We start from the raw sequence: 24,410 nt of genomic DNA on the forward strand, positions 1-24,410 counted from the left end.
TGTTTCTTCACAAAGAAAGTGAAATTTAAAATTACCATATTACTGACTCATGATAAAAGTCAGGTGTGTCCGGCTGATCCCGTACGGGCTAGACCTATTCTCTGGCCAAAATAAAAAATGAACCCTACATAAATTAAAAATAGTATAAGACAGTAATATCGATTCATCATTAGAATATCTTAATGCTTCACATATTCAATCTCTGTAGGAAAACTTGATGGAGCCCTCCTCCCCCTTCTAATACTAGGACTTCACGTGCACCGAAAACGTAATAGTCATTATCTAATAACCTAAGTCTTACTTCAGATTCCGTGTCGCCACAGGCACCCTTGCCTTCGGCTAATGGCGCATAGACTAACGTTCATAACGGACTTTCACCGCCTAGTTAATGAACATGCCTGGCACACTAAAAAAGCAACTCCACTAGGTGAAGTCGCAATAGATCATCTAGATGATGCCTTTTGTAACTGTATTCTCATTTTTGGGTCAATTGTAATTCCAACCGCATCACAAATCTTTTGCTTATCACTTCGACTTGTGTCAAACATGTACAGATACCTTTTGACCATGTTCTGCAAAATTTGTTTTGCCAAATTGTTATTTTTATTTCTTTCATAAAAACTCCTAAGCTCCTGATAAGGAAACTGTTCATAATACTCAATCTTAATAAAGATATTAATTAGTTCGACTGAGTTATACGGAAAATGCTCTTGAACCCTTGTGAATGTTCGATCCAAATCAGGCGTTCCTATGGAAATTCCAATCTTCCCTAAAATGTTATAAACAATAAAACCACCAACTGAATACAGGACACGTTTTGCTACTTTTTCAGCACGTTCGGGATTTTCATACCCTTTCTCAACAATAAAGGACGAAATATAATGGATTAAATTTTCATTGTTATTACTTAGTTCAGTAATATAATTATGACTAATCCGCAGTCCTAATTGATAATGTTCCTCACACATTTTCATTTTGTCAATTCCGCTCATAGAGCCATAATAGTTCCTAAGGATTTGACCTATTATGTCGAGCATTTTGAATCCCTTATTCGTCATGTTAATTTGCTGCATTACCCTAGCCACTTCTGCTGCTTCTTCCTCGGTACTCTCTGTTGCACTAAGCTGTTCAATCATTGTATTAAAATGATTGCTTTTTTTGTCTTCTCTTTCCATTTCATCTAGTTGTTCGTTCATTTTTTTCCTATGTTCACGAACATTAATGTCCTGAAGCACGAAAGGAGATATCTCATCACATAATTCATTTATTATACTAACATCGCCATCCAATTGTAACGGAGCAGTTTCCCCAAAGATTCCTTGTGCTGCTTTTAATACCTCATCCTTAATGAACTCATCCTTTGATAAATGAGTTAAAAACATGATGATGTTTGCATTTTCGACAATATGAAGATTGTTGCACAAGGTACTTATGTAACCCTTTACTTCTGTGCGATTAATATTTCTAGCAAAATATTGTGCAGTAAAGAAGTAGTATACATAAGGATAGTAAAACTCATAACTTGATTGTTTGTTCCTAATTACTTTTTCCTTTTCAAGCTTGTCCTTAATATCCTTAAACACGATTTGGTCATCATTCATATCGTAATAATCGAGGTGTTTCCGATGAAAATCTCTCCATTGTCCTAAATCGATTGAGTTACTTGGTGTTTGGAATAACTCAAATGCCAAATCTGTTAGATACTGATAGATTTTATCTGTTTCATTGTTTTCTATTTGAATAGAAGCAAGGGAATCTTTAATTAAAATTTCAAAATAATAACCGTTCGAGCTCTTATCAAGATTATGAGGTGTTCCACTCTCAATCGTGTTTAAAATTATCAATAAATACAAAGGATATTTCGGAACAAAGCTCTGCATTAAAACTGGGCGTAAAATCCTTTTAATCCTCTCTGTTTCCCTGATCAATTCATAATCTTCTAATGTATCCTCCTGACCAAGACTCACCCATTTTTCAATAAACTCATCTCTTTTTCCGTAACCAAACTCCATTAATTTAAAATGCCTAAATCTATATTCCCCTTCTTTTGCATGAAGATCTATAGTATTAGAAAGAGAATCGTTAATTTCAGCCAGAAAAACTACCTGTTTAAAATACTGACTAACTTCAGACAAAAACCTTGATTTTGATGTACTATTGAGGAGCGTTTTATGCCAGTCATCAATAATCAGGATTCTCTCCTGGCTGGATAGTTGAAGGTATAGGTCTTCTTTTCCCTCCTCATACACCCTACTGACGTTCTTCTTAATCAAAAGATTGATATTCCTAGAAGTTGAAGGAGTTATGGCAGTTCCATCAATATAAAGGGGATAAAAATTTTCACGTTGATAATACAAGAAAATCATTTTAGCCAATGCAGTTTTTCCTGAATCCTTATCTCCGGTAAATAATAAATGTGCTTCATTTTCTATCTCTAATAATGTTGGTAAGTCTTCTGGACTCATCAACACTTCTGATTCTTCTTTATAAATAACTTCCTCAACATGTGGAAATACATATATATTCTCTAAACCTAAGTTTTTAATACGCGGATGTGTAATAGGTATCCCCACATCCCGTAAAACCTCATCAAATGGAGAATTAACAATAAGTGAAGAAGGATCATTTGCTTTAACAGATAAACCTTGAATAAATGAGGTCCATTTTTCCTCTAGTTCATCCTCCCTGTAATATGTATGGTCCCAATAGATTCGTTTAACTTGAAATGCTTCTTGTTCCAAATCTAGAATTATGACATTATAGCCGCTAATACTAGGATCACTTAGTTCCTGTAATGCATTTCCTTCTATATAATGTAGCTGTCTCCTTTGAGATGTTGATAATGTTGAAACGGTGGGCACATGTTCATGTCCTGATAAAATAATATCAGATGAATCTCTAAGTAAAACTTCTATTTCCCTTTTATTATTTGGTTCAAGCCAGTGCGTGGGATGATGGATTACTGAAATATTTACATCACCAATTATTTTATTACCTTCTTTTATATAGCTGCTTGGAAATAACATCTGTCCCGGTTTTTCATTACGGGTGGAAATCCAGGAAGAGTTATAAAGAGAAAACATGACAGTCTTTCCATCTACTTCAACTTTTACTTTTTGAATTAAATCATTGGTTTCCACCAAAGAACAATAATCCCAATCACGGTGGAAAAGATCACGGAATTCTAAATAATAATCTTGAGTAATGACATTCCTGACATAACTAGAATTACTTACCCTATCGGGATTTTGTGTCAATACATCAATTAAATCATCTCTGACTAACATCGCATCCTCATCACTAAAATCACAGTCATGGTTACCCGGAATAAATAGGAAATCGATTTTTCCCTTTGGTATTTCTTTTTCTACTTCTGCCTTTAATTCCATAAAAAAAGGAAAAGCAAGTGAATTATATTCATACTCATTTCCAAAGTTAGCTGTATCACCTGATACACATACAATGACATTATCTGCTGCCCTCGCCTGTGCTATGAAAGACTTAAAAAACGCTGCTTTTTTATCAAATAAACTGTTATCATACTTCTGGGAAAAGTGAATGTCTGATAAATGAATAATGGCAAGCATGTTTTTCCTTATCTCCTGTCGGTTTATTTAATTCTAATTATACATGCTTTTCAGAAAAAAATTGAAAAAAATATCATTTTTACCACTTTTTTGTCTCTTCCACAAATTTAATTAATACAATTTTTTCAATTAACCTATACTATGTGTATAGTTCATATTGAAATTCGAAATGCAGAGCCTTTTAAAATTTGCCAATCATTTTTCCATTCCTCAAAGTAATGCTTCATATATATTGGTGGAGGATAGCAAAAAAACGCGCATTGCCGCGTGCTTCATAAAATAACTGTTTGTTTCAATAAGGAAAAATACCCCTCTGCACATTAAAGAAAGGCACCCTTAAGTTTTAGGCGAGGAAAGAGCTGCAAATCTTTTTTTCTCAGCAAAGTTTAAAATAAATAAAAAAACCTGCAATACTGCAGGCTTCAGATTGTCGACAAAAGGCCGGGAGAGGGCACCCTCTCCCGGCCTTTTGTCATTTTTGTGGAAATTTTTAGGGTTAATCCGAAGATAATTATCCCCAGGATCTTACTCTTCGAGTATTCTTATGCAACTTGCCATGTCCAATTGGCCAGTTTCTTCAAATTCATTGGAGCAAAAGTAAGCATCGCCTGCATGGATAATTTTTTAAGTTCTAGACAGTATGTAATTTCTAGTACCATAACGTCCTCAAAAGTGCTATAGAATAAGGTTTCTGTGATTTAGAGTGTTTTGTAGTATCATTAAATTTTTGAAGATTGGCACCTAACTCGGCACCGGATTTTTACTAATATAGGTATGATAATGCTGGCAAGTAAACAAGGAAGCTGTTTTCTTGCTTAACAATACAGGTCCGAAAAACATTATTGACAGTTAATACACATGCTTTGCTCGAGAAGTCAGCGCTATTATTTCGCCTTTGGATTTGTAGGTTCTGCCTGTAAATTCTCAAGATGGAAAGATATGTCCCATAAACCCGTTTTTCCAAACAAATCTTCAACGTAAACAACGGTATCAATTTTATCACCTAACTCACCTTATTTTGCCAGAGTAAGTTTGAAATATTGTATTTCCCCTTGTGAATAAATAGCCTTTTGTTTAGTAAATCCAACCAAAACTTCAGGCTCCTTCCCATTGCTTCCCATTGATAGTAATATAGCTAAAACCATCATTTTGACAGGGCCAAATTCAGTATAAGCAAGATTTTTCTGTTGCTTCTTTCCCTTATTGTGCAAAATAGAATCAAGAAGGAAGTTTAAATAGGAACATCGTTTAATGCCTTAATCCCTTGATATTCGGGCTTTTATTCCCGCCTATCTGCCGTTTTTTCCAAGCAAAAAGACCGAAGGTCTGCAGGGAGTAAACCCGTTGACCTTCGGTCTGGTGCTTATGAGATTGAGGCTGTTTTGGCTTGGTTTTCTTCCCTCAAATTCGGAAATGTTTATTATGAATGGGAAGGGTTTGAAACGGGGTTACATAGTATAGAGATAAGGATCTAGGTAAAAATTAAATGATTTATTCCGTAGCTTTCCCTAACATTTTTGTCAGACCCGTCCCTTCGGCAAAAATCATTTAAATCGGGGCAACCAACTATCCGAACAAGTTCGATGGATCCTTGAAACGGGCAGGATGGTTTGATAAGAAAATGCCGTTCCTTCCACCGAAACGTGATGAACGGAAAAAAGTGTTCAGAGCGTTTGGCAGATGAAACTAAAAGATACAGAGGCGAAATTGAAGGCATTGTGGTGAAAGCTTTCGAAGTCGCAAAAAGGAAAAAGGCTCCTCATGTAGACGATACAATCATTCAGTTTGCACTTGATTGCATGGTGTCCTATCAAAATGAGGGCGTGAAGAACATGACAGACATTGCCCTTACTGAATGCAATGACTTGGAATCTTTGCCTGAATCGTACCGCTAACAACGCCACACCCGTTAAGAAGAAAACCAGGAGGGCAACTTGCACCCTACTGGTTTTTTTAATTGCGGGTATATGTTTAGCCAACGATGTCTTCCTGTGATCCTGGTATTTCCTTGCCATTCTTGTCCAGGCGCACTTGTACTGTCTTGGTCTGTTTGAATCCTGGTACAACAGGGACTTCCTTGATGATGATTTTTTCTGGGACTTCTTTCACTTCAAACTTGGCTTTTCTTTTGAATCCGAACTTCCAATTCTTTGGATCAATTATAAAGTGGGTGTTACTATCAGCAACCACAGGTTTCCCAGCTTTGTGGAGCTTGATTTGCTTTCTGTCATCGAGGTATTTTAATACAATGGTTGTTCCAGCAACTACAACAATGCCTGCAATCCCGCCTTTTAGCGCATTGTCCCCTATTTCGAATTTACCTTGTTTGTCATCCATGTCCTTCTACCTCCTTTCTCCTTGAAAAATCACCGTCTTTGGATATACGCAAGTCTCATCCAATGGTTCCATAATTTGTTTGTTAAAATGAAATAAACATAAATAGTAAAATATATTTACCTTTGAAACATTAAATTTTCAATCCATATCCTTGCACCAACGGTCCTTCTGATGGATAAAGGGGTAACTCTTTCAGGTTTTCCAAAAATTTCTCTTATATAATTAGAAAAAAGCCCTTCTGGCCAGAAGGGCTCTAATAAAAAGAGACTATTCAAATATATTAATATCGAATCCTAGTGTCCTACAATTTTCAAGAATGGTCCTTATTTCACTCTCAGTAAATGATCCAGGTACTTTGGCATCTATTTCCAACTTTACTTTAACTTCTGAACCTAATAGTGTGGTTAAATGTTGTATTACCTCTTCAGCTACACGAGAACTATCCCGAGCAACCCGTTGATTATCTAAAAAAATGGAGCCAAAGAACCTTGAAGGCATTGGTGTAGTCTCTTCGTGATTATTATCTTGACTATCCTTTACGTTATTATCAATTCTTGCATTATTATTTTCTGATGTATCTTTCTTATCTTTACTTGTGGTGTTCCTATTACTTTCCTGTCCCGCGTCGCTAGAATTTGTTTTATTCTCATTATATCTCCTTCTATCTAATTCTATTTGTTCTCTAGCACTTTTTGCACTAATGACGACAGCTGAACCGTTTAAAATATCACGGCCTAATAGGCCCATAACCCCGAACTGTAAATTAATATACCGACCATCTGGCCCGATTCCATCAGCAATAGCAAAATAATCCTCTGTAACAATTCCTTGTCTTAATGTATCAAGTAAAACACTTTCGTCCCTTAATCTTGGCAAATAACAGTACCTAGTAAGATCGGTCCATAATGTTTTAATATTTACATATGGTCGCTCTTCTTTCCAAAACCATTGGCTAAGTACTTTTTCTAACAGGATAGGTGCCCATTCTGTTATAAGTTGATCCTCATTTACTAACTTACGTACAATTGGATTAATGAAATTGTTATAAGTTAAACTTATCTTTATAACCCCTATCGCAACAGGATTAATACTATCTTGTTCCGGAATTAGTAAATATTGAAAGGTTTCTCCGATTCTTTGATTAATTGCTTCGTTCCAATGTTCGCATTGTTTATCGATTTGGCGCAGTGAAAAGAGGTCTAAGTTTAATGTTTCCCGATCGGCACTAACGGATTTCCACGAAAGATAATTTTGGACTGATTCAGCCAACTCACCATATCTACGTTTATCAGAGGCTAGAAATACTAACCTATTTTGATATAGGCGACCTCCACTTCCCCTATTGAGTAATATATCTAGAGATTTCTCAATTGCAGGGGATCCCCCATTACTGCTATTCTGATGGAATGTTGAAGGGGGCAGAATAACCAATCTCATTGATTGGTCATCTATTACGTCACTTGGTGATTCAGGATTAATGTGAATGCCTTGAAAGCTTGGTATAATATCGGGATTTCGTTTCTTTTGACGTTCCCATTCCTTAATAATAATTCCTAATCGACTTACTATTTCATTGTCAACGTAATCGTAAAACCTGCTAATACGATCTGCAGCCAATCTATTAACGCTGGGGCGAGTGTCGAACCAATAACGAACAGTATCCCCAAAAAGATAAGTTAACTGTTCAACTTGTCGCCTCAGAGCATCCATAAATGTTGCGGAAGATTCACCTGGTTGAACAACTCCAAGTCGTATTCTTGCCTCCTCTAGACCTCTATTTTTTTGAGATACGACAGTTGGTGCACTTCCAATAAAAATCGTCCTTGCAACACGGCGTGCCGCTGAATAACGACCAAAAGATGGGTTTTCACGATCCAATAACAATGGTCTGGCTCTTATTCCATCTACATCGGCATCTACAACAGCCCCCCACCCTTCTGGCAGATAACGGGTCATCTCGTACCTTACAGCATCACTATCTAAAGGGATTGTTCCAGGCATTATTAATAAAGACCTATCATCCCGTTCCCATAGTTCGTGAATAACGCTAGCCATAAGCCTTAAAACACCCCTAGTCCTCTGGAAACGCTCCAAAGTAGACCAATCAGAGTATAGGCGTTCAAATAATTCCGGATGGACAGGATATGCACTTATTAAGCGTTCACGGTATCTTGCTTCTTGGCACTCGGATGGATAATCCTTAGGATAATTCATATACATTTCCACGAATGAGCGAACTACAATATCGCGGGCCGCGTGATTAATCTCAGAAGAGAATAATCGTCTCCTTACAATTTCATAACTCTCATCTTGCCCAGCAGGTTTCCATACAGATTCTAATCTGCCAAAAGTATGTTGTAATCTTTCTAGGGCATACTCTCCGCCCTCTCCACCTATTTCTATATTCGAAGCAGGTATACTAGCTACTACCATTCCGTTAGCTGAGCGTTTCACTCCCTCAGTTAAGGTTTGTGCAAAGGTCATATTTGCATCAAAAGAACCTGCAGGCAGATCCGATTTGCCATAAATATTCCGTGCAAAGGCTACCCACTCGTCAATCAATACGATTGCAGGACTAAACCTATCAAATATTTCCTTAATATCATCTGAACCAGGAGCAACTCCCTTTTTATCTGCTTCTGATACTATATTATAGCCTTCGATTCCTCCTAGCTGATAAGCCATTTCTCCCCACATTGTATTAACTTTTGTACCATCAGGTTTTACCCTTGGCTTGTCAACACTAAGCTGAGTTCCTACAAGAACAGCCCTATTAGCCTTAGGGAGTTTAGATATTTCCACCTCTTGTAATACCTCATCTATACCGGGCACGTCGTATGGTTGTACATTGCCACTAATAAGGTGATATAAAGCTAACATTGTATGAGTTTTTCCGCCACCAAAGGAGGTTTGTAGCTGAACAACCGGGTTTCCTCCATTACCATTTAAGCGCTTTAAGACATTTATAATTAAATGGCGCATTCCTTCAGTAAGATATGTTCTACGAAAAAATTCTAATGGATCTTGATATTCCTTATCAGCTGTTCCCGTTATAACTTCGGCTAAATCGGCAGCAAACTCTGCTTGTTGGTAGGTACCGGACGCTACGTCTGGATGTGGGGTGACTACTTCTCTCCAAGGAGGAAGACCTAATGTTGTACCAACCTTTGTCACTTCACTGGCAGTCTTCCTTAATTCTCGTTTTGCTTCAGTTTCAAAACGCGTTCTCATTACTTCCTTGGAAATTCTCTCAACTTCAATTGCTTCAGAAGATGACACTAAATGAAGCAGCCTTGCCATGGTATCTAAAGCACGATGAGTGTCATCAATTGAAAATGGTTGTTGACGTGCCCACTGACTTCCAATATCTTTTAATTCGCTTACATAACTTCTTCCTGAATAACCCAATTCTGAATGAAATGTATCCATCCATGATTTCCACATAATCGTTAATAAGACTTGGACATCTAATTTACCCAATATTTCATCTTCAGTTTCTACTTTACGTTCATCTATTCCTATAAACCCTGGAATATCACTGAGAATACGAATCCAATTTTTTTCATATTTCTTTTTTAAACTTTGTTCAACAAAAGGTAGAAGGCCCTTTTTAAGCAATTCTAATCCTTTTCCCACTTTTTCATAATTACTCATTGCCATAATAAATTTCCCCTATCAAAACATAGATTGCTGCTCATTAACAAAAAATGCAGCCATATCCTCTGCGATATTAGACATTTGTGACCACGCAACAATAAGGCTGTTATACGCAAGAGCATCCTCTGTCCAGCCTTTTCGTTCAGCAATCCGGAATAACAAATAAACTAAATCCCTTGCAACATCTGAATAGGATATATACTTTGCTAATTCCTTAGCTGCTCCATTTTCACCATCTCGCGAAAGGATTACTGCAAGCCGTTGCACTACTAGCCATATGGAATTTTCCATTTTGAGGATATCCAGATTATATATTTCTTCCCTAGTTAATAGTCGTACCTTTCCTGCTTTGGCTGAAATGATACCCTGTCTTTCTAATTTACCAATACTAGTGTTTTTTGCTTTTGTTAAAGCTTCAGCATCTCCAAATAACGATTCACTGTAACCATTGTCTTCGTACCATGTAATTGCCCATCTTGTTTGACTATCAAATTCAGATTCCTCTAGATTGATGATTTCATCCGAAGCTTGATTTATTAACGCAAGAGCAGTTTGCACTGTCATTGGCTTGCCGTTTGACTCTAATACAGCCTTATATTGAGAGAACACAGAAATTCCAGGCCCAATTGCTGCTTGTGCCAAATCAACCGGTGCAGTGTGAACCATTTGTAGGTTTTTTATAGACACGTTTAGTTCTCGTTTTAATGCAATAATAAACTCTCTCCTGGTGGCTATAGCTGCTTCCTCCGCTCTTTTCCGACAAGCAAAAACGATTGATGAAGCTAAAGCATTAGACCCAAGAGCCCTAAGACGCTTAGTTTGTTCTGTTCTTAATGGCCAAGTAGCTGTAACCATAAAGCCTGCATCAATTAATGCCTCAAGCATAGTTTGCCAGCCTGTTGAAATAGCAGTTCTACTTTCGTCTTCCTCATAAACTTCGTCCGATTGTTTAAAAGCATAATAGATGGTTACAGGGTAGTCTTGATGAGATTTATTACACATTTGTTGAAAAGCACTTTTTAATCTCTCAAGAAAGTTTTTGCTTGCTGCATTCTTATCGCCTCCAAACAAATGCGAACCAGCTACCAACTCATCTTTCTTCGGTACTAAAATAGTATTGAAAAGTTCAGGATAAATATTTTTCAAAGTCTTTCTAAACCAAATATAATAGAAATCAGATAAGTCAGAGTAACCAATATTATCATAATAAGGAGGATCAGTTGAGATTACCGGTTTTTCAATCTTATAATTACTTGCTGCATCACACTGCCATACCTCACCTGCAATACAATTTTCCCAAGGTATAGATTTAAGCGCAGTTATTGGATTATTTAAGGCAGTAGACCAACTTCCTACAGATTCTCCAAAAACATTTCCTTCTGAAAACTCCCAAACCATTGAGACTATTTGTCTATCAAAAGCCGGAGTTCCCTTAGAAGTACCAGTTTTTCTCACTAACCAACGTATAAGTGTATTATTAGTTTGAGCTAATCGATTTAAGCTAAGTGATAAGAAAACAGTTATAGCATCGGTGTATTCAATATCTCCTGATGAATCTATTAATATTTTTTCTCTAACTTCTCGTACAAGATCTGAAAAAGTTGTTAAAGAGACTAATTGACGTGCTGTAAATAAATCTCGATGTTTGGTTATCCCATAATTTTGGACACGGAAACCTAATGCTTGAGAAGGTAATTCAGTTTCAGGTTCCCAGTTTGTTTTTGCACTTCCAGCAGTTTGTATTTGCATCTCGTCAGGGGACAAATACACCCTACCTTTTGGTCCTTCCACAACATAGCACATAAGTTGCGTGCCCATCCTACCTTCCCTACCCTCAGACCTAATATATTCAAAAGGTACATGACCTTTACAGACAATACACTGAGCTCCTTTTTTGTTCACTGTACCAGAGGGTGGATTACCGTTACCTGTTCTAATTTCAAAACTCACTATTCTCGTTTCTTGGTTAATAATTGGTTCAACCCAAGCTTCGTTTCCTTTATGTGTGGAAACCCAAAATTTGTTCACTAAAGGCATCGTAGCCTCACATGCAGGATTAGGGCATTTCACGGTTCTTGCCCAAATCCACGATACAATTTTTTCACCTTTAGGTCCATTAGGATATAGTAGTTTTAATTTTTCCTTCGCCTTATTTTCAATCCATTTCCCATAAGCTTTTATATCTTCAATAAAGCCTGTTAATCCTCGCCATTCCTCGTCTTTAAATGTAGATGTATACTTATTTACCGGTTGCTTGTTGACAACTTTCTGCGGTATGTCAATTAGTGCCTTACTAATAAGCACTGAAACAGGATTTAAATCTGAAGCATGTGCTTTAAGTCCAAGTCTTTGGGCCTCCAGAGGAAGGGATCCTCCCCCACTAAATGGGTCATAAAAAACAATGTTATCTCCATTAGAACTTTTCCTAATCTCATTTCTTGCTGCCTGGATAACCTCCATATTATGTAGATTTTTGGGGTCAGACAATTTTTCAATTAACGTAAACAATCTAGATCTTTCTATATTAGCTTCATTTTCAGGTAAATAATTAGAGGGGTCATCTACCAATGAGGCAAAAAGTATAGCCCTTGCAGCACCCAAAGGCTTCCTAGACCACCAGGTATGTAAGTTGGCCGGCATACCTGTATGGATATTACGTTCAGCCGCGGTTGATTTATTAATTTCTTCTAAAGGTAATGCCACTTCAATAAGTTTCTTCTTCATTAATAAGTCCTCTCTCCCAGTTTCAATAACGCTTTAATGTCATAATTAACACTTGTAACTCCAAAATCCACTTCTCTTTTAAAAGGATTCTTAACATACAGGGGTTCTCTTGCTTTATTTTCTTCAACATGGACAATTGCCAAAAAATAAGCATCGGGCTTGTTAAGGCAAGTTTTTACTTCATTTTGGGTCACGGTGATTGTTGTCGCTTCACTATGTCTCCCCTTTACTTCTATAAAACGTATTTTCCCTGTATTGGGAATACGTGATTCTATATCATATCCAACCTTTTTACTTGACACATCTATAGGATCATTACCTAATTCTATTTCTTTCTTAATAACAGCCTCCATAGCAATTCTTTCAATTTTTTGACGATTTTCTGCAGAGACTGAATCCCCAAAAGATAATTTTACACCAAGCATCTTATTAATAAAACCGATGGGAAGAATTAACGCTCCTCCTATTACATTAGGAGGAAGAGCTGAAAGTCTTTTTTCTTGTTCTAACTCTTTAAGACGCTTTTCAAGTCTGTTTTGTAATTCATCTGCCCGTCTTAGTGCATTATCAGCATTTAATTTCGCATTTACTTTCCCTGATTTTTCTGCTTCTCTGAGTTCTAACGATCTTTGATCCCAATAATTTATTTCTTTTATTAACCTCTCTCTTACCGCTGATATTGTTTTTTTGACCCACTCTTCTTTTCGCTCTTTGATTGTGGCTAAATGAGTTGGCACAATGCTTTCCACTGCAAACGTTAGAGCTTTTTCTCTTAATGAAGGGGTTACAAAAGACTTAAAATCTTGAACATTGATTTTCTCAATTTCTTCATTTTTTAGAGGACGATAATCCAAATACGGTGCATAGCCAGCATCTCTAGTTATTCCATCCTCTGAAATTTCTACAAAATGCATTTCTTGAGATACTACTTGTCGATTTCCTTTATCATCTTTCTGTTGATTGACAATCTGATTTTGCAAGTAAACTAACATACGTAAACAATCAGAGTCATCTTGTTCATCTACAAGTATAGCTCCATCTCGAAGGAGATACTGGTATCTCTCCAAAATTAAATCAACAATAGCCTCTAGAAGTGGATGACCTGGGCATATAAATTCTGCCATTGGTTTCACTACATGGCGAATTTTTGTTTTATCAAAACATATCCTTTCATATTTGGATAAAATTTGGTTATTTAAACCAGTTCTTGATTTACGTTGTACAATATTATTTGGCACGCGTAATATTTCAAACCGACCGGGTTCTCTTTCACGCATTATTCCACCGAATAAATCCAAAGTTTCTTTAAAAAAAGACATGACAAAGTGGGGCTGTAATCTTCTAGCTTCTGCTCTCTCCATCTCTTCTCGGATAGATTGAATTTTAGACCAATCCATTGTATCTGTCGCAAGGGCTCTATCTTCAATAAGTTTTTTTAAATGTTCGTGATCTAAGGCTGTGTCTACGGTTTTTTCCATACGGGAACGAACCTCAGAATCCTCGCCATATAAAATAGCTTCCATTAATAATTCTTTTAATTTTTTACCACTAAAAACCTTGCCAAGTACGTCGAATACAGATCCACCCAATGCTTCCCTTTCCACTTGTAATTTTGACAGAAGACGTGTAAATACGTCTCCTTCTCTAGTTTTTTCGGCAACTAGATTCCATAAGTGACATACTTCTGTTTGTCCAATTCTATGAATTCTTCCAAATCTTTGTTCAAGTCTATTGGGATTCCACGGCAAGTCGTAATTTACCATTAAGTGGGCATTTTGAAGATTTATACCTTCACCGGCTGCGTCAGTTGCAATTAAAACTTGTACTTCTTTTTCCTGGGTAAAGGATAATTGAGCTTTCTTCTTCTCCTCCCGACTCATAGCACCGTGTATTGTTACTACTGCGTCCTGTCTCCCAAGTAGTTTGGTGATTTTTCCCCTTAGATAGTTTAGGGTGTCCCGATGCTCAGTAAATATGACTAATTTCTTGTGTTCCAAACTTTTACCGTAAAGTCCAACGCCTTCATTAGTATATGACTCTCCCCGGAGTATGGAAGAAAGCTCCTCCCACTTTTTATCAACTCCACTATGTCGGACTTTATTTGCAAGACTTACTAAAGTTTTAAGTGTAGATATTTCTCCTTCCAATTCTGAAACTGTTCGAGAAGCAGTAGCTTGGTCTACAATTTCCTGTTCAGCTAACTCAGATTCTTCACTCGGAAACTCATCCCACTCATCTAATTGCTCTTCAGTAAAACTAAAGTCAGCTATTAGAGGCCTACTAAGATAAAAATTATTAACCTTTCGTTCTTCGTTTAAACGTTTTTCCAATCTTTTTTGTCTTCTTAACAGCGATTGATAAATTGCTTCAGGAGATGAGGCTAATCTGCGCTGTAAAATTGTCAACGCGAATCCTACGGTACCTTTCCGCCCATTTTCATTAAGTTCATTTGCACGATTCCATTCTGCCCGGACATAAGAAGTTACCTTAACATATAATTCTTCTTCTAATTCAGAAAGTAAATATGTGACTGTGTAGGCAATCCTTTCAGGAAAAAGAGGGGTATTATCGAACTTTAGTAATTGCTCTTTAACTAAACGGCGCATTATATCGCTTGTATCTGCTTGGTGGACTCCGTTACGAAATTTCCCTTCAAAACGTTCACTATCAATGAGAGCCATAAACAACTGAAAATCCTCTTCTTTTCCATTATGTGGTGTGGCTGTCATTAATAGAAGATTTCTCGTAACGTTACCTAGTTGTTGGCCTAATCGATACCTCTTAGTAGCTTTCATTTCTCCTCCAAAAAAAGAGGCACTCATTTTATGTGCTTCATCAAAAATAATAAGATCCCAGTCCACTTGCTTTGCTAGTTCAATTACATCTTCATTACGAGCTAAATAGTCTAATCGACTAATAAGAAATGGGTATTCCTTAAATGGATTCCCACTAAAAGATTCATTTAAAGTGTTACGAGAAATTAATCTAAAAGGAAGATGAAATTTTGATATTAACTCTTCTTGCCATTGCTCAGCTAATATGCCAGGACAAACAACCATACACTTTGTCAAATCTCCACGAATAAAAAGTTCTCGAATTAAAAGCCCCGCCATTATAGTCTTTCCTGCACCCGGGTCATCTGCTAGTAGAAAGCGAAGGGGCTGCCTAGGAAGCATTTTTTCATACACGGCAGTAATTTGGTGAGGTAATGGTTCAACTAGAGAAGTATGTACCGCAAGCATTGGATCAAATAAATAGGCTAAGCGTATCCTGTAAGCTTCTGATATTAATCTAAACAAAGTTCCATCGCCACTTAGACTCCATATTTGATCATTGTTTACGATAGTAATTTCTGATTCTCTGTTCCTAAATAACAGTTCCGTTCCCGTGTTACCATTAGAGTCTTTATAAGACACTTCTACTATGTCTTTACCAAACCACTTAACATCTAAAATGGTTACAACTGTATCATCAATAATTCCTTTAACTAAAGTTCCAGGAGTGATGCTTTCTAGTTTTCCCATACTTTTTTCCTCCCATAAAGTATTAAGAATTAATTCATCACCTTTTGTCGCTATATGGATATTTTTAATTATATACTAGGAAAACCATTGCTGTATGTATTTACCATATCATAAGTTAAAAGTAGCAAGAAATTTATTATTTCCTAGTTTTTGAAATAATGATTTCAAGCACAAAAAAGTCCCAGTTACTATGGTAGATTGAAGTACTTAACCAAATTTACTTAATCACCCACCGGATCAAGACTTCCCCAAAGTAATTGAGGAGTTAAGGGCGATTCTTTTTTACGTAACAAGGCCGCTCATGGCGAATATATTTCCATGTTCAGCAATAAGAAAGTCTTGCGGAAATTACGGCCAAAACAAAGATCCAATGCAAAGGCTTATTTGAGTCGTCGAACAAAAACTTAATAAACCACTTTTATTCAGGCAGGTGGCAGCCGCTGTGTATTATTATACTCATTAGAATTAAGTCATCGAATATTTTCATATCCCTAGTAAACCCTTCTATAATTGTAGCCATTATTAATATTATTATCGGTAAAATTTATAGATTATTTTTTAAATTAAAAGGGAAAGGGTAATGTCTAAAATTGTGAGGCTCTTGGCGGAGAAGGGTTGCATATCTGTTTTTTAACCAAAGTATTAAATAAATTTAAAAACCTGCAATACTGCAGGCTTAATCTTCCCATATTTCCCTCATAAGATCTTCAATTTCTTTTTTGAGTTTATCGGTCTCTGCATTTAAAATTGTAACTTTTCCATCTACAATTTCCACGACATCACCCGGTTCGGCTTCTGTTGGAAATATTTCTTTTGGAAAGTCCCTCATATCACCATCGACTTCAATAACCACCAGTTCACCTTCAAATCTGTCAATAATTCCTCTCATTCAATCACTTCTTTTCTGTTTTAATGCTTACTATTTTTAAACCATTGCTTGTCACCACTATGGATCCCTTTTGATCTGTTCGGTATACCGTTGACTTAGCAGCCTTTAGTCGGTTTAAAACATCAGCAGTTGGGTGCTTGTATTGGTTGTTTGCCCCAACAGAGATTATAGAATACATAGGCTTTGAAGCGTTTAGGAAAGGTGCAGTTGTTGATTCCTTGGCACCGTGGTGACCAACCTTCAAAACATCCACTTTGGTAATAAGCTTTTTGGTAAGCATATCATTTTCCGCTGCAGTTTCAGCATCCCCCGTGAAAAGGAAATTTGTCTTGTTGTAGTTGATATGAAGAACCGCGCTCCAGTTGTTTAGATCACTTGTCTTATAGTCCTTGACTGGCCCTAAAAGACGCATTTTAAGTACTTTGTCTTTAGTCGGGATGACCGCATCAAGTTTAGCAGTTTTTATCGTTAATTTTTCGTTTTTTACGGCTGTAAGAAAGTCTTTATATACCTGTGTCGTATGAGATACCTTTGGAGCAATAACATTTTCGACATTAAAAGCTTTTAAAACTTCATCCATTCCACCGGTATGATCCGCATCTGGGTGTGTTGAGATTAAGATTTCAATATCATCAACTTTTAGTTTATTTAGATAGGATACTACTTTATCTCCCTGCCTTCCTGCATCTATTAGAATATCTTCACCGGCTGGAGTTTTAATATATATTGAATCACCTTGGCCAACATCTATATAATGGACAGTTAAAGGTTGTGGAGTAGCTGCATGAATTTGAGTTGACCCAAGTAATAATGAAAACGAAAATCCTAGCGTTGCCACAGCTTTTACCAATTTTTTATTCATCTGATCATTTTCCTCCTTTTACTATATATTTATTTAACATAAATACCATAAAATTACCATGTATATTTTTAAATGGTAAAAAAAGTAGTGAATTTTGCTAGAAATTCACTACTTTGCTACAAACACTATGAAGTTTATTATTATGAAAAAAAGCCAGCTACATTCTCTTATAACCGTTTGTTTTTCTCCAATTCTTTTATGGGTTATTGTTTAATTGATTTTAGGTAATTTAGCATTGCAAGTTTTCGATTTCTACGGGGCTTCGGTTCCTCTTTGACTTTATTTCCTTTCACTTTCAGCTTGTACCAGGATTGGATTATACGGTGTAAATCATCAACAGGCTTAGCTTTTATTACGTCCAATACATCCTTCCTTTCTATTTCCTTTCCTTCCTTGGTAATACCCTTTTCACGTAGACTTTTAATTACAATAGGAATGCTGCTATAGTAGGCATACTCCCTAATAATATACCTTTCAGGTGTGTCAGCCTGATACGATTCTGTAAGCTTAATGAACTCCTGTAGATTTTTAATTTCTTCCCTTGCCTTTTCGACTTTGTTTTTTGCCATAGCTAATGCTCCTCCATTATTTTTTACGTTCCTTAATGATGAAGTTTCCTGGCGGTTTAACAATAGAATGTAATTTCCCATCTATTCCCATCATACAATAACCATCAAAGAAAAAAAGTTGTATTCTTGTATATTGTGTTACGTTATGTATTTTGATTCAAAGCCTCAACAATCTCATCGAAGGGTAATTTGATCATTTGCCGTACTTCTGTTTGCAGATAGAGCACTTTGTTTATATCATCCATCCGATGCAGCATCCCTTTGTGCACAATGAAGATTCCATCTTGCCAGACTTTAATCACTACTGGGTCTGCGTATTCCATCGCTAAAAGGATATTTTGCTCGATTTCTTCCCATTGCAGTTTATCAAGTATTGGTTTTTTAACTTTTTTGTCATCAAGCAATGCTTTCTTTAACAAAGAGCGCTGCTCTGGCATAAAAGCTGCTGCACGCCACTTTATTATTCCACGATCACGTATGCCCATAATATCAGTCCGCCTTTCTAATATATTATATATTATAGAACATATGTTCTATAATATGTATAAAAAAAGCCTTGTTGGCTGGAAGGACCCTTCATAAAGTGTGTCCTACACTCTTATTAATACATCTGCCGGCCGAATTAACGTTAGCTCTTATGCAAATACAGGTGATGTGTCAATCGAGAAGTAGCCGGGGAAAGGTAGAGGAATTATAATCTCGTATCTCTTTTCGCCATAATCTCTTTTTATATGCAAGAAGGAAAACCGCCTCTGTTGTCGAATATTCGATTAAAATAGGGGGGATTTTTTTGGAAAGGAAAACTGCGATATTGGCATTTTTAGGAGGGCTGAGTGTTTCTATAATAACGCTTATTGGTAATTGGATTACATAACACTATGAAACAAAACATGCACATAAAAAGGCTGTGCTTGATCTTGCTTTTAAGGAGTATGAGCTGAAAAACAATAAGCTATACAATTTAGTAAGGAGGGCAAGTCTGTTACATTTTATCCCTGGGATATGTATGTGATTAGTTATTCAATACTATCAAGAGTGCTCGAGAAAAAGAATATAAAAAACAAGGACATTGAAAACATGTTAAACCGAATGGATGAGATAATAGAAATCTATAAACGAAAAGCGAAGGAGAAAAATCTTCGTTCGGGGCATTAAAAATATCAAACACTTTAGTTCAATAAAATTTTGAATTATTTGTTTACACGGCTTCCTGTAATTTAAGCCTTAATTATCAATGGATTCAAAAAAGGGTTCTTGGTCAAGGTAACGCTTAGATAACCACAGGTAACACCGCGCGGATATTAAAAAGGATGATAAAAGATAATAATGAAATATATACTTGCAAATGACTTTGCAAGGAAGTAATCCCTCTGAGGTGAAGCAAAATGAACAAAAAAGAACTTGAGTTTGATGAATACTTTCGCCAAAAATTATTAAACGAACAGGAGATCGTTAAAAGCCTTCCTTATACAGAAGAACAAATTAGGGAAATTTATCGTCAGAATTGGGAATGGACAAAAAAAGCACCTAAATTAGAATTAAGTTTAGAGTCTCAGCAACTTGTATACGATATCGTTCAATATTATCTGCCAGAAAAATGGGAGATGCCAAGAACAGGAAGATTACTTTATTCTGACGAAGAGTTACAACGAGTTTTAAATTTAATTATTTTTAATCTTGGGGTTTCGAAAAGTCTCGAAATCATTCCTCATAAACTTATAGAGGAGTATTTAAATAAAGTAAATAAACAATAACAATGTCAAGTATATATATTTGGCCTAAGAATAAATATTATTTTCTTCGCTACAAATTATTTTAGTTTTGAAATAACTACTAATGAGTATCCATCTCTCAAGATATGACCACATAAAATCTTCCACAACTGTTGGTGATTGGTAAACGAGACAGTCAAATTGTACTTGTTTAGCTTTTAAATCATACAAAAGAGCATGTGGAATTGTATAGTATTCATACAGCTGGTAAGGATTTAATTTGATTATTTTTATTTTTTGTCTACTAATGGTTTCCCTGGTTATATGTAACTGTAATACAAAGCTTTCTTCTATGGAAAGGCCATTTAGTGAAATCTTTGGATTAATTAAATAAATTCCTTTCATACCCATCCCTCCCAATAACACATCTTCTCCAATAATAATTAAAAGAATACCCTCCCTTTGGAAAGATTAAATTCTAATTAGAGAATGATGTTTCAAAAGAACATAAAAATCACTTCGGTAATAGGTATTGAAATCTGATTAAAACGTGACCAATCATTTTTTAATAGATAAAAAGCACCGCTAACAATAGTTGAAAAAGAGGAAAATCTTCAACTATTGCTAGTAGTGCTTCCACATAGTTAATATTCATTACAAAAATACAAAGTGATTGATTTAGTATTATAAGAAAACCCCATAAAAGAGCCAGAACTATTGTGTTATCATTTAATACGACTATTTTTGCTTTGTCTTTTTCAATTAAAGATCGGAAAAGAACAGATCCGTTATATACATTAAATTCTGCCTTAGCAGGCAACAATGACCGTTCCAATTTTTATTTAGTATATTAAATCTCATTAACCAGGTCCGTATTTCAACCTAGAGGACTTTGGTTTGTGCATTTTCTAGGAAGGTCAATGCAGGCAATATTGTTTGCATTATTTTCACTAATAAATCTTTGAGAGTCTGATCCTCGGGAGAATAATAGGAATTTGATGGTCAAGAAGTCTCCTCTTGAGAATAAAAAGTTTAATTTATTAAAGATGCTTTTTCTTACCTCCTTTGGTCTAATTATTATTATCCGACCTAAGAAAATCTCTTGCTCGTGTATACTGCCAATTAAATTGTTTATAATTTAGCATTTGCATTTGGTATTGAATACTGTATTTAATCATATCATCCGTAGGAATATAACTTTTGCCACCATAGTAATCTTCCAATTTATTTTTATTACTGTAAATCTGGATAGCATATAGATGGTAGTTTACAGACGTATACCAACTATCCATTACACCATTTGCTTCTTCCAGGTTCCAATCATCCTGTCTTTCCATATCGTATTGTCTGCTGAAAGTCTTTAAATATTCCATAGCAATTTTAGAATCACCTATGATAGGATCAATCTGTTCAAGAGCATCGTCTATTGGCAGTTTCGAAAAGTTAGTGTCCTCAAAATACTCACCATGCATTCGCCAGATTTTTTGGTGGGTCACCCATAAATAATCTAATAGCAAAACAGGGCTAAGCTCAGCAGTTAACGGAATATTACTGTAATCTGAAGCAGGTCCAGATGTAGTAATTGACTGTATCTTATTGTAAATTTCACTAGCCTTGTTAAATCTCAGTTCAAAAGCGGCTTTCTGTTTTTTAAACCCTGTAGTATCACCTTTCATGTACAACATTTGATAAAAAGAAACATTAGCCTCATACATAGCCTCCTGAAAGATAGTCCCGTATGTATAGATTTCATCCTTAATCTTATTCCCGGCATCTTTTTTGTCATAATAACGATAAATAGATAAAGCTTTATAATCGTCCCCGCTAGTTGTATACTGGTCCAAAAAGTTGTTCCGTAAGGTAGTGATATCCTTGTTATCAAAGACATTTGTAGGGTCTTTCGTCGCCATTTCATTTAATATAGAAGCTGAATTCTCCAGAACCTGGTGCATCTTTTTCATTGAGTTAACAATATTTGATGGAATAGTAGTATTATCATTCCCTGTAACTCCCTTTTCTGTAGACTCGTCAAATCTTATTTGAATTTCATTATCTTCATCCGGTGATTCTGCAATTTTTTGAGATTCCTTATCTTCATCCGTTGACTCCTCAGAAAGAGCTTTTTTTGAAGGTTTTTCTATTTTCTCTTGGCTACTATCCTTAGCTAAATTAATAGTAATAATCCCTTTGTCGCAGCCGGTTAATAATCCTCCCAGTAAGATTCCTACTAAAAACAAGATATTCCAATGTTTTTTCATGTCATACTCCTTTTCCTCTTACATCAATTCTCTTTATGTGTATCGGCAGTTAAATCTCATTCGTACAGTATAGATTATCAGCAATTTGCAATCGAATAGTACAAGTTTAGCAAGCAGCTTCTCAAGTAGACTTGTACAATCGGACTGGAACTGGTTCAATGTACGCAACCTTGTCTGTATCCTTGATTACTTTCCTTCGATAAACAACTGGCTTTTCACTTGCTGGAACCCCCGGCTCCATCATCCCCCCAATACCTGCTTTCTGTATCCGCTAATATCCAGCCGAAATCCCGGAGTTTCTTTCGATAGCCAATCACAAAGACATCAGCATTTGCATCAAGGTATCTATTGGGAACTTGATATTGCGACATTTGTCAGACCTTACTGAACGAGTCCGTTTTGGATTTCATTTTTTGTTGCAGCTGGCCTCTTTAATTTTGTTATTTCGTTATTATAAAAGAGAGGGTTTATATAATCTACCTTGCTCCCTCCTTCCTCTTTTTTTCGTCTTACCTTATGGTCACTTTTCCACTTTTCCGTTCCTCAAGAAATTAGGTAGGGAGTACAAGATTTAGAAGCGATTTTATCTATTTTTGAATAGTAAAAGTCCGTAAAAAAGCCGATTTCCATTTAAGGAACCCGGCTTTAAAGAGCTGAAATTATTTACTTTAATTAGTCATGGCAAACTAAATAATCACTATTCCAAATTTTACAGCCAGCTATTAGTTCCTCATTACCTTTGGAGAAAAAGAAACCTGAGCCTTCCTGCATCTCAAACTTCCATCCTTGACTTTCCATTTTATTAATGAATTTTTCTTGACCCTTCATATTATCCTTTAAGGTTAAATACCAATTTTTATCGTTTACTGTTGTTATTAAAACCACATCTTCTTTAGAATTTTTCAGCTTCTCTATAGCCTCGCCCGGGCTTATTGATTTTACAGGAAACGGTTCTTTTGGTTGAAGAAGATATAATGCTGCAAAGATTAAAACTATAATTGCTAAAACCCCTAATAATGCCTTTCGATTAATGAAAATTCCCATATCCAGTCCCATATCTATCGCCTCCTTTTTTAAAGATACCAAATTCCAGGAACAAAAAATGAGTCAATATTCCTAATTTTCAAAATTTTTAATAAAAATGGTAGTATTTAACTTATATGGATGATATTATAATTTATGATAATAAAAAGGAGGTAGAATAATGAAGATTTTTAGCAAAATTAGTCTTTGTGCACTCACCGTATTTTTAACAATTGCTTCTACAATTGTAGGAGCAACATCTGAGAAGTCTGTTACAATTGTAGAAGCAACATCTGAGAAGTCTCCTACAAAAAGTCCTAAACAGAATATTGAGTTCAAACTCCATCCGACATTGGGTACTGATAAAGTATCTGCTAAAAACAATGCGTTGAGAGCACATAAAGACGCTATTGCAATTGTTAATAAGTACTATAAAGAGAAAGATGGTATCGATCTAAAAGTAAACTTAGATGATCGTGAATACCAAAACAAAGTAATGATGTTAGGAACAGCTGCTTTGGATAATCTTAGTGAAAAAGAAATTAAAGAAATCGTTAAGTTTATTAAATTTATGGATAGGTATGAGAATTACGGTAAAAATGAAAAGATTAATAAACTAAAAGAGAAAAATAACCAACGGCAATTAACTATTGACGAGGAAAGGGAACTAGAAGAGCTACTTCCTATTGAAATCGATCAGTACACAGAAGAAACAGGTTCAGAGGTTCCGACATTCTCTATTGCTGAAGTATTCGCAAATGGTTATGATCAAATTGCAGCAAGGGATTATGCCCGAAAATGGACTAGTAATACAGAAATTCTTCGAAATAACGCTCAGTTCCCTTATTACTCAAGAGTGAATGGTAATTGTTATTCATGCTGGTGGGACTGCACTAATTTTGTTTCTCAGGCCTTGATGGCTGGCGGAATGAGACATTTAGGTTATGATCAAACATGGTACTACAGTAATGCAGGGCCTTCTTATTCTTGGGGAGGAGCGAATAGCTTCTATAAACATTGGAAGAATCGAGCTGTAGTAGCTGGATCGTACTCTGATCTTCGTACTGGTGATGTAGTTAGTGCTAACTACGACACTGATGCAGATATTGACCATAATGCTATGATCACAAGGAATGATAGCACTTCTGCCTCAGGCAAGTGGTTAACACAGCATACAGATGATATGGAAGAACTGACAACGGTTGGAACTTGGGTAAACAGAGGTTATAAGATTGTTGGATATGAAATGGATAAAGCTCAAAACTAAT

General features: G+C 35.9%; 15 protein-coding genes. 3 read left to right on the forward strand and 12 right to left on the reverse strand.

Going from position 1 to position 24,410, the window contains the following annotated elements; genetic code table 11:
• Window positions 1-443 precede the first annotated feature (443 nt).
• Window positions 444-3,587, reverse strand: a complete 3,144-nt coding sequence (locus RB160_RS15545; protein WP_316571338.1) for an anti-phage protein — start codon at window positions 3,585-3,587, stop codon at window positions 444-446.
• Between the two features lie 1,673 nt (window positions 3,588-5,260).
• Between RB160_RS15545 and RB160_RS15550 the strand changes: the two genes are divergently transcribed.
• Entirely contained in the window at window positions 5,261-5,482 is a 222-nt protein-coding gene (locus RB160_RS15550) for a hypothetical protein (protein WP_316571339.1), read from the forward strand.
• 76 nt (window positions 5,483-5,558) lie between these two features.
• On the opposite strand, the gene RB160_RS15555 is transcribed toward RB160_RS15550, so the two are convergent.
• The 8 genes from RB160_RS15555 to RB160_RS15590 form a co-directional block, all read right to left on the reverse strand.
• Entirely contained in the window at window positions 5,559-5,924 is a 366-nt protein-coding gene (locus RB160_RS15555) for a hypothetical protein (RefSeq protein WP_316571340.1), read from the reverse strand.
• 267 nt (window positions 5,925-6,191) lie between these two features.
• Complete coding sequence (locus RB160_RS15560) at window positions 6,192-9,584, reverse strand: DUF499 domain-containing protein (RefSeq protein WP_316571341.1); 3,393 nt, start codon at window positions 9,582-9,584, stop codon at window positions 6,192-6,194.
• A gap of 15 nt (window positions 9,585-9,599) precedes the next feature.
• Window positions 9,600-12,305, reverse strand: coding sequence for a DUF1156 domain-containing protein (locus RB160_RS15565; protein ID WP_316571342.1), 2,706 nt, complete (start codon window positions 12,303-12,305; stop codon window positions 9,600-9,602).
• Window positions 12,305-15,829: a helicase-related protein gene (locus tag RB160_RS15570; protein ID WP_316571343.1), complete on the reverse strand. Its 3,525-nt coding sequence runs from the start codon at window positions 15,827-15,829 to the stop codon at window positions 12,305-12,307. Before RB160_RS15570 ends, RB160_RS15565 begins: the two co-directional genes overlap by 1 nt.
• 676 nt (window positions 15,830-16,505) lie before the next feature.
• On the reverse strand, window positions 16,506-16,718 hold the full coding sequence (locus RB160_RS15575) for a DUF3006 domain-containing protein (protein WP_316571344.1): 213 nt from the start codon (window positions 16,716-16,718) through the stop codon (window positions 16,506-16,508).
• Window positions 16,719-16,722: 4 nt separating this feature from the next.
• Window positions 16,723-17,580, reverse strand: coding sequence for a ComEC/Rec2 family competence protein (locus tag RB160_RS15580; RefSeq protein WP_316571345.1), 858 nt, complete (start codon window positions 17,578-17,580; stop codon window positions 16,723-16,725).
• 203 nt (window positions 17,581-17,783) lie between these two features.
• Window positions 17,784-18,230, reverse strand: coding sequence for a hypothetical protein (locus RB160_RS15585; RefSeq protein ID WP_316571346.1), 447 nt, complete (start codon window positions 18,228-18,230; stop codon window positions 17,784-17,786).
• Window positions 18,231-18,292: 62 nt separating this feature from the next.
• Window positions 18,293-18,634, reverse strand: coding sequence for a YolD-like family protein (locus tag RB160_RS15590; protein WP_316571347.1), 342 nt, complete (start codon window positions 18,632-18,634; stop codon window positions 18,293-18,295).
• A gap of 900 nt (window positions 18,635-19,534) precedes the next feature.
• Here RB160_RS15590 and RB160_RS15595 point away from each other — a divergent pair.
• Entirely contained in the window at window positions 19,535-19,903 is a 369-nt protein-coding gene (locus RB160_RS15595; protein WP_316571348.1) for a hypothetical protein, read from the forward strand.
• Between the two features lie 24 nt (window positions 19,904-19,927).
• On the opposite strand, the gene RB160_RS15600 is transcribed toward RB160_RS15595, so the two are convergent.
• The 3 genes from RB160_RS15600 to RB160_RS15610 all read right to left on the reverse strand — a co-directional run bounded on the left by RB160_RS15600 (window position 19,928) and on the right by RB160_RS15610 (window position 23,175).
• Window positions 19,928-20,266, reverse strand: a complete 339-nt coding sequence (locus RB160_RS15600; protein ID WP_316571349.1) for a hypothetical protein — start codon at window positions 20,264-20,266, stop codon at window positions 19,928-19,930.
• A gap of 665 nt (window positions 20,267-20,931) precedes the next feature.
• Entirely contained in the window at window positions 20,932-22,119 is a 1,188-nt protein-coding gene (locus RB160_RS15605) for a hypothetical protein (RefSeq protein WP_316571350.1), read from the reverse strand.
• A gap of 672 nt (window positions 22,120-22,791) precedes the next feature.
• Window positions 22,792-23,175 carry a hypothetical protein gene (locus tag RB160_RS15610; RefSeq protein WP_316571351.1) on the reverse strand — a complete coding sequence of 128 codons (384 nt, stop codon included), beginning with the start codon at window positions 23,173-23,175 and terminating at the stop codon, window positions 22,792-22,794.
• 148 nt (window positions 23,176-23,323) lie between these two features.
• Between RB160_RS15610 and RB160_RS15615 the strand changes: the two genes are divergently transcribed.
• Complete coding sequence (locus RB160_RS15615) at window positions 23,324-24,409, forward strand: amidase domain-containing protein (protein ID WP_316571352.1); 1,086 nt, start codon at window positions 23,324-23,326, stop codon at window positions 24,407-24,409.
• Window position 24,410: the final 1 nt, after the last annotated feature.

The organism is Neobacillus sp. YIM B06451, from assembly GCF_032667185.1.
Classification (GTDB): Bacteria; Bacillota; Bacilli; order Bacillales; family Cytobacillaceae; genus Bacillus_D.